This is a genomic window from Steroidobacter flavus (genome assembly GCF_042651805.1).
Lineage (GTDB): Bacteria > Pseudomonadota > Gammaproteobacteria > Steroidobacterales > Steroidobacteraceae > Steroidobacter > Steroidobacter flavus.
Genome location: NZ_JBHSDU010000001.1, coordinates 1006910 through 1016481, shown reverse-complemented (window position 1 = coordinate 1016481; position 9572 = coordinate 1006910). Strand labels below are relative to the sequence as shown.

At 55.6% G+C, this 9572-nt stretch carries 11 protein-coding genes, 1 other RNA gene and 1 pseudogene; 7 read left to right on the top strand and 6 right to left on the bottom strand.

Features of this window, described 5'->3' with window-relative positions; all coding sequences use genetic code 11:
* Positions 1–424 (top strand): annotated as a pseudogene (locus ACFPN2_RS04135) (hypothetical protein); the annotation flags it as partial.
* On the opposite strand, the gene ACFPN2_RS04130 reads toward ACFPN2_RS04135, so the two are convergent.
* Positions 421–627 (bottom strand): AlpA family transcriptional regulator, encoded by a 207-nt coding sequence (locus ACFPN2_RS04130; RefSeq protein WP_380595247.1) that lies wholly within the window; start codon positions 625–627, stop codon positions 421–423. The pseudogene ACFPN2_RS04135 and the gene ACFPN2_RS04130 overlap by 4 nt on opposite strands.
* A gap of 412 nt (positions 628–1039) precedes the next feature.
* Between ACFPN2_RS04130 and ACFPN2_RS04125 the strand changes: the two genes are divergently transcribed.
* Entirely contained in the window at positions 1040–1567 is a 528-nt protein-coding gene (locus ACFPN2_RS04125; RefSeq protein WP_380595245.1) for a hypothetical protein, read from the top strand.
* A 21-nt stretch (positions 1568–1588) separates the two neighbouring features.
* Complete coding sequence (locus ACFPN2_RS04120) at positions 1589–2479, top strand: Kiwa anti-phage protein KwaB-like domain-containing protein (RefSeq protein ID WP_380595243.1); 891 nt, start codon at positions 1589–1591, stop codon at positions 2477–2479.
* A gap of 134 nt (positions 2480–2613) precedes the next feature.
* On the opposite strand, the gene darG is transcribed toward ACFPN2_RS04120, so the two are convergent.
* Positions 2614–3783 (bottom strand): type II toxin-antitoxin system antitoxin DNA ADP-ribosyl glycohydrolase DarG, encoded by a 1170-nt coding sequence (darG, locus tag ACFPN2_RS04115; protein WP_380595241.1) that lies wholly within the window; start codon positions 3781–3783, stop codon positions 2614–2616.
* A 15-nt stretch (positions 3784–3798) separates the two neighbouring features.
* Entirely contained in the window at positions 3799–4386 is a 588-nt protein-coding gene (locus ACFPN2_RS04110; RefSeq protein ID WP_380595239.1) for a DUF4433 domain-containing protein, read from the bottom strand.
* Between the two features lie 162 nt (positions 4387–4548).
* Here ACFPN2_RS04110 and ACFPN2_RS04105 point away from each other — a divergent pair, with 162 nt between their 5' ends.
* The 3 genes from ACFPN2_RS04105 to ACFPN2_RS04095 are packed head-to-tail and all read left to right on the top strand — an operon-like array spanning position 4549 to position 6558.
* Positions 4549–5376: a DUF5131 family protein gene (locus tag ACFPN2_RS04105; protein ID WP_380595237.1), complete on the top strand. Its 828-nt coding sequence runs from the start codon at positions 4549–4551 to the stop codon at positions 5374–5376.
* A gap of 51 nt (positions 5377–5427) precedes the next feature.
* Positions 5428–6300, top strand: coding sequence for a three-Cys-motif partner protein TcmP (tcmP, locus tag ACFPN2_RS04100; protein ID WP_380595235.1), 873 nt, complete (start codon positions 5428–5430; stop codon positions 6298–6300).
* 42 nt (positions 6301–6342) lie between these two features.
* A complete protein-coding gene (locus tag ACFPN2_RS04095; protein WP_380595309.1) occupies positions 6343–6558 on the top strand; it encodes an AbrB/MazE/SpoVT family DNA-binding domain-containing protein in 216 nt (71 codons plus the stop codon).
* 145 nt (positions 6559–6703) lie between these two features.
* On the opposite strand, the gene ACFPN2_RS04090 is transcribed toward ACFPN2_RS04095, so the two are convergent.
* The 3 genes from ACFPN2_RS04090 to ssrA form a co-directional block, all read right to left on the bottom strand.
* The gene (locus tag ACFPN2_RS04090) at positions 6704–6925 is read right to left on the bottom strand and encodes a type II toxin-antitoxin system ParD family antitoxin (RefSeq protein ID WP_380595233.1); all 222 of its coding nucleotides are present in this window, start codon (positions 6923–6925) and stop codon (positions 6704–6706) included.
* Between the two features lie 169 nt (positions 6926–7094).
* Positions 7095–8318 carry a tyrosine-type recombinase/integrase gene (locus ACFPN2_RS04085; RefSeq protein ID WP_380595231.1) on the bottom strand — a complete coding sequence of 408 codons (1224 nt, stop codon included), beginning with the start codon at positions 8316–8318 and terminating at the stop codon, positions 7095–7097.
* A 172-nt stretch (positions 8319–8490) separates the two neighbouring features.
* Positions 8491–8842: a transfer-messenger RNA gene (gene ssrA / locus ACFPN2_RS04080) on the bottom strand.
* 81 nt (positions 8843–8923) lie between these two features.
* On the opposite strand from ssrA, the gene ACFPN2_RS04075 reads away from it, so the two are divergent.
* Positions 8924–9550, top strand: a complete 627-nt coding sequence (locus ACFPN2_RS04075) for a glutathione S-transferase (RefSeq protein WP_380595229.1) — start codon at positions 8924–8926, stop codon at positions 9548–9550.
* Positions 9551–9572: the final 22 nt, after the last annotated feature.

Sequence of the window (9572 nt, the reverse complement as noted above, 5' to 3'; positions counted from 1 at the left end):
CAAAGCGACGCAGTCAGTCCTCGAACATCAAGGCAATCGGCCATTGCCAAAAAAGCGCCTCTCGCCGCCAGAATCGCGCGGTTTTACGCCGCCGCTAACACCTGCGGATGTGGGGCGGGCGCTGGCAGCTGTGCAGCGTGCGCGCGAGATACTGGAGGCGAGTGGTCGACGCTATCTCTTGGCGTGCGCCAAAGGCGTTGAAACAAGGGATCTGGAACAAGCGGTGAGTGTATATAGCAAATTCTGCAGCCGAGCGGGGCTCCAAAGCCACGCTGCCCGCTACGCATTCGCGGAGGAGCGTATGCAGGCGTATCGCAATGAAGGCTTGAGTCAGCGGGAGGCGCGCATCGCGACCTCCCTGGATCTTGGCCATGGTGATGGTCGCGGGCGCTACGTCGCGAGCGTTTATGTCCGCAACGGTTAGACTCGCCGCTGCAGTTGGTCGGCGATCCATTGATCTACCTCAACGGAGTCCCAACCAACTGCTCGGACGCCGATCCGGACCGGTCGGGGAAACTTGCCCTCGTCGATCAGTTTGTAAAGATGAGCACGCTTGAATCCACACCGGGCTTCAACTTCCGGCCGACGCAGAATGCGGCGGTTTGCTTCAGGGTTTTCAGCAGACATTCGGAAACCTCTGTGGCGACACGCCACGGGGCAAGGAGTCTGCTTTTCGTCGCGGCGACCGGCGACAAAGAATAGGGAATGCGAGCGATCGGATTGTTGCTTGTTCGGCGGGCTGCGATCTGCTAGCGCTCAATGATCTTCACCTCTGTATCAGTTTTTACTTAATTTTCCTGCGCTTTGGTAAGGCATTAGTAGCGCGACCGTGGTTAGTGCCATTGATGCTCAGTTCAGGGCACTGCGGGCTTTTCGCAGTCATTCCTTACTTCAAGAAGCCTCCTTCAAAAGCCCCGCCTCATCCAAATCTGGAAAGGTTAGGAATGCTGATTACCGAGTGCGGGCACTAGCGGTCTGTACATATTAACAGTATATTGATGCTGGCCTGATGCCCCGTGCGATGCAAGGAGGGCCTGGGATGCTGAACAAATTTGCTAAGGCGCTGCTGGTAGGTACTTCTGTAGCGCCGGTTCTTTTTACACTTTCGTTTCTTGAGTATCGCTCGGGTCGCTTCTGGCCTATCGGCGCGAGTTACATCGGAGTGGCGTTGGGCCTAGCGATACTGTGCATTCTCTTGATGCATGCCGCCAAGACTCAGCTTCAGGTGCTCCGGTTTACTATTTCCTCGGCATCGACCGCTGACAAGGAAGTGCTGGGTTTCTTGCTTACGTACGTACTTCCGCTGTTCGTCTCCGGTTCCTCTGCCGTTGCCATTGATGGGCAAACCGTCGCTTTCATTGTCATGCTTTTCGGCTTCGTGGTATGGAGTACACACGCGTATGACTTCAATCCCATCATGGGATTGCTCGGATACCATTTCTTCGAGGTAACAAATTCCCAAGGCATCTCCTATGTTCTAATTACTCGAAAACAAATCGTCAGCGTCCGAGATGTGACGGAAGTAGTACAGCTGACAGAGTACGTAGTGTTAGATAAGAGCATATAACTATGGCATGGAGAGCGGTTGATGAACTTCTTCGCCCTTCTCAACATTCCGGGTAGCAGGATCCGGAGAATCGATGTTGCACAAGACGTTCAAAACGAGCTGTCGTCGCTGTTTGCGACGCAGCAAGCGGAGTTTATGGAGGGGATAGTTGAGACGATCCCATTGGATGGAGCTTATACCCCGGAGCCTCACGAGCTGATGTATATCGACGGCTTCGATGACGTGGATAACATCGATGATGCTATTAGAGAGCCTATTGCAGTTTCACCACTGGATGTGAGCCCACAATCGATAGACTGCATTGTCGGTCTCTTTTCTGGCGAGATACTCCAGGGCGGTTCCACTCGCGCTCTTCTCCAGGTGTTCGACAAACGACGGTCGTTAGCTCGGTCCGGATATACCGTGATCCATCGAGATCAAACGTTTCGAAAGCTCACAGAGCCGGGCCTTACATTCGACTCATCGCTAAGTGCCACTCTTGAGGGAGGGAGGCTTTGCTTCCGCAGTTTGTTCAAAGTGCGAAGGCTATTCGATGTGGATGGCTACTTTAAGGAAGCCACAAACGAGGATCTGCAGCAATTCTCGCAACACGCGCTCATCGAAGCGGCTCCCGAACTGAATCTCACAGGAATGGCCGATACTTGGATTCGGCGAAAGGTCGCCCTTATTTCCGCCTCTGGTTTGCTCAATGTCACTACTGCGGAGAGTATTAAACAGAAGGCCGCGATGTTTGATTTACAGCTGACGGTTGTTGGCGCGGGCGATGCGGCTAAGGTGCAGTTGCCGGCCAACAAGAAAGATCTAAAGACTCTCCTAAAATTCTTGAATGACGACTACTATGAGTCGCCGCTCACGGAAACCCGCTACGTATCAAGCTCGAAGCGAAAGTTGCCTCAGCTTCAGCCAGCGTAGCGCGCGGTCCTTGAGTTCTCTTATGGCCGAGACCAGTGCGCGCGAGGGGAGGGGCAGGGCGCCGTCACGCTATGAGAGTTCGCCTGTTGCTTTGCATAGCTGCGGGCATCGGTGAATTCGCGACTTACGCTCAATCAATTGTAAGCTGTGCGGCCGGTGTTTCTATGCGGCGTTTGGTGGGATGGGAGATCCTCGCCACCTTCCATCTCATCGCTAAGGTGCACTCTCATCCAGCCCAAGATTGCAAGGTTGCGAACTGCGGCAGCAATGGCCTCACGTTTCTCGGATGTGTCCCAAGACTTCTTCCAATCCAAAATAAAATCAACCAACTGATCTTCGTCCAGAATGCAGTCACTATTTCGGTCCTTCTTAAGTTCGCGGCTTGCGAAGAGGACCGTAATCACCTCTTCCGCCTGTTCTGTTGTCTTTATTCTGCTGAAGAGATCCACCACCTTTGAGATCTTCTTGCGGTGCTGATCAATTTCGTGCACGAACCTTGAGCGATCGCGTTCGTATTGGTCGCCAACGCGCAGGGCTAGCATGCGGCCTAGCTGTTCCTCATGTAGCCAATTGCGGTTGGCGAAATCATGAAGCGCCGATTTGATGTTTTCTGAGAAAGGACCGTAGCTGCCCTTGCCGAACTCAAAACCGGTTCGCACGCCCATTTCCGTGAGCACATAGCAGATTTTCTGGAAAATCACGCGACCGACGGGAGGGGCGTATGGCTGGTGCTCTAGTTCTCTAAGCGCTTCAACCAGTGTTACCCAATGGGGATTTGGTTTCTCGTACTTTCGGCCTTTCCCTTCGAGGCTCATTTGAGAAGGTGCGCTTAGAAACTCTTCACTTAGCTGAGTCTTCGGCGTGCCATACGGGGCATAAACCTCCACATCAATCGGCAAGCGACCGAGCTTTCTGTAGATCAAAGGCCCGACTTCTGCCCAGTCTAAGCCTCCATTGCCGCAACCAAGGGGCGGCATGGCGATGCTAGTAATCTGCCATTCCTGGATATGGTCCACCAGAAAGTTAAGTCCCTGCTCGATGTCCTCCAGCTTAGAAGGAGATCTCCAATGTGCTTTCGTCGGAAAGTTAACGATGCGCGTTGCCAAATCTGCGTAGAGGTACGGCTTCCCTAGCTGCACGGTCTTTCGTTCACAACGAGCAACGTAGTCGTCAAACATTTCGGGGAAGCGCTTCTTGAACTCAAGAGCTACTCCTTTCCCCATCACGCCGACGCAGTTGACCGTGTTGACGAGGGTCTGCGCCTCGCTTTCGAAGAGATTGCCTATCAGTACCTTAAACATCATTGAACTCTACGCGCTTCAGCGGAAGAATTTCGTCGGCGAAACGACGACCGATCGATCAAACTTGGCTGTCCTTAGCTTCTCCGACACATCTTTGTCGGCCACGTAAGCGCCTTCTATGAACTTTGATTCGACGAGATTGGGGACGAGCACTTCCGCGCACATCCGCGACTTGTGCTTCCAGTACGCAACTTGATCGCCAGGATGGCGCCAGTCTGTGGCATAGATGTCATCGAATGCCAAGAACTTCCACTGCTTGGGGTCCAGGAAGCGGACATAGTCACTAGCCGCATTCCCATCGGTAATGACGGTCCCGCGCACTTGCATCACGGCTGTCGAGATCCGAAGTACACAGATGCTGGAGACCTCGCCCAGACGCTTATAGAGCATTGGGTTGCGTGCGTTGAAGTACAAGTTCGCATACTGGTGCAGTTTGAGGCCACCCGGCACGCTTTTCTTGTCGCGCTTATCCTGAACGGGCTGCAGGGCTACCGACCTGTGTGCGAGCTTGGCTGCCCGTTCGTAGCTGAGAATCCCATGTGCCAAAACAGAGCCGATGTTGGCTATGGGCATGATGCAATGTAGTTCTGTGACGCGCGGGTCCATTGCGGACTAATCCTACAGGAACTGTGTAAGCGAACTCCCGAAACTCAATAGAAGCCGGATCTCATCTTCCTCTGCCGAAAACTGTCATAGTTGCTTGATTCTTGTTGATTTACGCAATAAATTCTAGCATGTTGGCAGGAGAAGAAAGGGGGCTTCTGCACAATGGCGAAGGACTCAGGAATCGAATGGACCCACCACACATTCAACCCGTGGTGGGGGTGCGTAAAGCTCTCGCCCGCATGTGCGCATTGCTACGCCGAAAGCTGGGCACGTCGAGTTGGCATGGAGCTGTGGGGTGGCGATGCGCCCCGACGCTTCTTTGGCGAGAATCATTGGCGGGAGCCGTTACGCTGGAATGCCGAAGCGGTTAGAGACGGTGTACGTGCGCGCGTCTTCTGCGCGTCCATGGCCGATGTATTTGAGCCGCGGGAGGATTTGGATCCGTGGCGAGAGAAGTTGTGGGCGCTAATCGAGAAGACGCCTAACTTAGACTGGTTGTTGCTCACTAAGCGCCCTGGGCAACTCAAGCATCGCTATCCGTGGGCTAAGGCTGGGCGTGACAATGTCTGGCTTGGAACGACGGCTGAGAATCAGAAATGGGCTGATCGTCGTATTGAGCGGTTGCTCAGCGTGGATGCCAAGGTTCGATTTCTCTCATGCGAGCCGCTGCTGTCATCGATCAATCTGACGGGATGGTTGCGTGCCAAGCAAATTAGCTGGGTGATAGCGGGTGGGGAAAGCGGTGGGCATGCCCGGCCGACCCATCCAAATTGGGTTCGTTCTTTGCGGGACCAATGCCAAGCTCACGAGGTTCCCTTTCATTTCAAGCAGTGGGGGCATTGGAGTCCGGAGGCTCAAGGCGAACCGGCGAAGAAACTCATTGAGCTGCAGGATGAAGCTGGAAAGCTCGAACGCCTTTCGTGGAAGCCAAAGAAATCAAGCGGCAGAACGCTAGATGGGCAGACGTGGAATGGTTACCCTCAGCTTTAGTCGGCAAATCATCTAAGAAGCTCCAAGTATTCTAAGAACTAAGGAGGGGCGATGGTGGATTCGAAACAGCTTAGCTTCGCGGATGTGGAAAGCTGGGAGGTTCCTCCGATTTCCGGAAACTCGGTTGAGATAGGTTCGCTTCCGTCGCCAATCTGGACGGAGACCAAGGCTCAGCTTATTCAAAACTATTTGCGACTATTTCTGTTCATCACTAAGCACGGCGTTTATATCGATGGCTTTTCCGGTCCACAGGACCCAGACAATCCAGACTCCTGGGCGGCAAAGCTTGTTTTAGAATTAACTCCTCCATGGATGAAGTCCTTTTTCTTGTGTGAGTTGAATCGCGCATCGTATGAACGGCTCGTTTCGATGGTGAGTGCTCAGCCCAGGATTTCTGGTCGTCACGTGAATCACAATCAAGGAGACTTCAACGAGTGGGTTGATCGGGTGCTGGCCTCGGGTTCGATTACGGCGAGCACTGCGACGTTTGCGCTGCTTGATCAACGCTCAACAGAATGTGATTGGGCGACGGTTCGAAAGCTCGCTGAGCATAAGCAGAACAGTACCAAGATCGAACTGTTTTATTTTTTTCCCACCGGTTGGATTCATCGCGCGATATCCGAAACCAGGGATAAATCAAAATTGGACGCCTGGTGGGGCGATGACGGCTGGGCTCAGGTTGAGGAACTAACACAGGATCAGGCCGCGAGCTTGTTCCTCCGAAAAATCCAAGGTTTGGGTTATCGCGATGTGAAAAGTTGGCCGATTTCCTCCCGAGAGGGCGGCGCTGGAAGGACTATGTATCACATGATCCACGCGACCGATCATCTTGAGGCGCCCAAACTGATGTATAGGGCTTACCGGAACTTGATTGGAGGCGTCCCGGCGGGCGAACAGATAGTGATCGATTTTGGCGCGTCATAGTCGACGGGAGTTCGAGGTAACTGAATGGTCCGTGACGTTTCCGTGCGAGTTCTAAAGTGGGGCAATAGTTTGGCCATCCGACTTCCTGCAGCAGTCGTGGAGTCTCTGGGTCTCCGAGAAGGCGTTGACGTGACGCTCCGAGTGTCGAGCAAGCGGGCGCGCCACGCCCGCGAGCTCCTAGCTCGGCTGCGCCGATTTCGCGGTCGTTTGCCGAAGAACTTCAAGTTCGATCGACTGGAAGCGAGTAAGCGGAGCTGAATCGTTCTGTAATACCTGCGTTTTCCTGCGCTGGCTGAGGGTGGTTGATGCCACTGGCATCAATGTTCTCGCAGGACTGCTGGAGCTGTTAACAGTTTAGTTGGCTATCTGTGGGATCCCGGGGGTGTCCGGTTTCTCGAAATTATCAGCGCAACCGTTGCCGTGCCTGGCGTGCCACATCGCTGGCACTGCGTTCGCTCACGCCGCCACGCTCGCCGTCAATCAGCGCGAGTTGTAACTGGCCTTGCTGATCGCGTCGAAGCAGTTCGCGAATGTAGTCGCTCGCGTTTGCGTACCGGCCCGCTGCCACCTGCGCGGCGACCCACTCTTGCTGGTCGTCGGGGATGGAAATCTCAAGGGTGGTCATGTCTTTCCTGGTGCCGAGCGGCGCCGGGCGAGAAGCTCCCGCTTGGCCGTCGCCCAATCGACAGGGCGTTCCAGCCCGGCCTCATATCGTTGTTCGGTCTCTAGCAGTACGTTGCCGTGCCATGCCGGAGATTCAAACTCTGATGTTTCTGGGGGAGATCGCATGTTTCTCAGCCCTTCGGCCCGGATTGTCCACGCAGGCCGTCCAGATAGTCCGCCCATGCTTGCATCATCTTCCTCCGCTCCGGCAGGTAGTCAGCATGGTTGTACGCCGCCCGAATCTTGTCCCGCTCGCCATGTGCCAGCTGCCTCTCGATCGCGTCTTTGTGCCAGTGCTGCTCATTTAAGATCGAGCTAGCCAGCGATCTGAACCCGTGCGCGGTCATTGTTTCTTTGTCGTAACCGATGCGGCGCAGGGCGGCGTTCAAGGTGTTCTCGCTCATCGGCCGCGCAAGGCTTCTCAGTCCGGGAAAGACAAGGCCAGTAGGGCCAGTGAGAGGCTGTAGCTCGCGAAGAATGGCGACGGCTTGTTTCGCAAGTGGAACGATGTGCTGCTCGCGCATCTTCATTCTCGCCGCGGGGATGCGCCACTGAGGATGCGCGCCGTCGAGATCGAACTCCGACCAGTCGGCCTTGCGGAGTTCGCCAGGGCGAACAAACAAAAGCGGAGCGAGGCGAAGCGCGCACGCGACGGGGAATGTACCGCCATAGCCGTCGATGGCTTTCAGCAGCTCGCCGACTTGCTTCGGGTCGGTGATGGTCGCGTGATGGCGCGTCGGCCGCGCTGATAACGTCTTCGACAATCCGAGGCAGGGCGAGTGCTCGCAGATTTCCTCCGCAATCGCGTATTCAAAGATCGAGCGAATCAATTGCAGCACACGGTAGGCCGTCTCGATGTGCCCGGTCTTCTCTATCCGCTGCAAAACCTCTTTGATCTGCACGCGCTTGATGCCGCTGACGCCGAGTGCGCCCACCCACGGAAAGACGTGCTGCTCCAATCTTCGCGCGTTACGCGCGCCATGACTCTCGCCCCAGCTTTGCTTAGTAAGCCAGTCGCGTGCCACGGCTTCGAAGGTGTTGAGCTGCGCGACGCGTCTCTGGTGTTCTTCCTGCTTCCGTTGAGTGCTGGGATCGATGTGCTCGGCGAGTAGCCGCCGTGCTTCGTCTCGCTTCTCGCGAGCGCGCTTCAGTGACACTTCGGGAAAGACGCCGAGCGACAGATTCTTCTCCGCCTTGCCCGGCTTGCCATCGGCGCGAGCGCCGTAGCGATACTTGAACCGCCACCACTTGTGGCCGGCAGCTCGGATGAGCAGGTATAGCCCTTTCTCGTCGTAGAGCTTCCAATCCTTCTCGCGAGGCTTTGCGTTTTGGACCTGAACATTGGTCAGCGGCATTGGGGTAACTCTCCGTGTCGGCGACAGGTCGCCTCCAGTTACCCCTTGAAGTTGCCCCTGACAGGTCTAAGATGTCAACGGACGACAGCAGTCATCCGAAGCTGGAATTCTCGGGGTTTTCGAGTAATTCCGAGGACTTATGGATCTTCTTGGATGTCCTCGGAACAGGTAATGGTGGAGGCGGCGGGAATCGAACCCGCGTCCGCAAGCACTACGCTACAAGACCTACATGCTTAGCTCACTTTTTGTATCTCGTCGCGCGCTACCCAAGGAGCAGGGAAGACGAACGACCAGCTGCAGAGCGTTTTAACGAGGCGGCCTGTAGCACACCGACTCGCGAGCTTGTGAGCGCGTCCCCCAATCTGGATGCACAAGCACATACCAGGCGGAGGTTAGGCGGGATTAAGCCGCCAGAGCGTAGTTGTCGTCGTTTGCAACTATAAGTTTGTAAGCAGTTTAAGGAGTTACCTACAACTCCGCATGCACCTGGAGTTTCGCCACCCACGTCGAAGCCGGTCGCCCCCGAAGGTGTCGCCACTCGTGGCAACGGGCAGTAGTGTAAGGCCAATCTGGCGGAACTCAAGAGCACGGTAGACTACAATTTGATGCAAGCTCCGCTGCCCATCCTGTATTCATTTCGACGCTGTCCCTACGCCATACGCGCGCGGCTGGCGCTCGACGTCAGCGATCGAACCTGTGAAGTGAGGGAAGTCGCGCTCCGTGACAAACCGGCTGAGATGCTGCGCGTGTCGCCGAAGGGCACGGTGCCGGTTCTGATCGACACTGATGGCACGGTTATCGAGGAGAGCCTCGACGTCATGCTCTGGGCGCTGCGCCGTAACGATCCCGAACGGTGGCTGGCACCGGAGCGCGAGGACTTCGCGGCGATGGTCTCGCTGATCCGTCACTTCGACGAGAACTTCAAACGACACCTGGATCGCTACAAGTATCCGAACCGATTCGTCGATGCGGATGCGCAGTTCAGTCGAGGTGAGGCTGTGATCAGCCTGCAGTTGCTGGAGGCGCGGCTGCAGTCTTCGAGCTTTCTATTCGGCAATCGCGTGGCACTGGCGGACATGGCAATCGCGCCTTTCGTGCGCCAATTCTCCAAAGTCGATCCGCCGTGGTTTGCGAGTCAACCGTTACCGAACACGACTCGCTGGCTGGCGGCGATCGTGGACTCGCCCCGCTTTGTTCGCATCATGCGGGCTCACTCGTCGACGAGCTTGTAGCGACTGGAAATGCCATCGACGT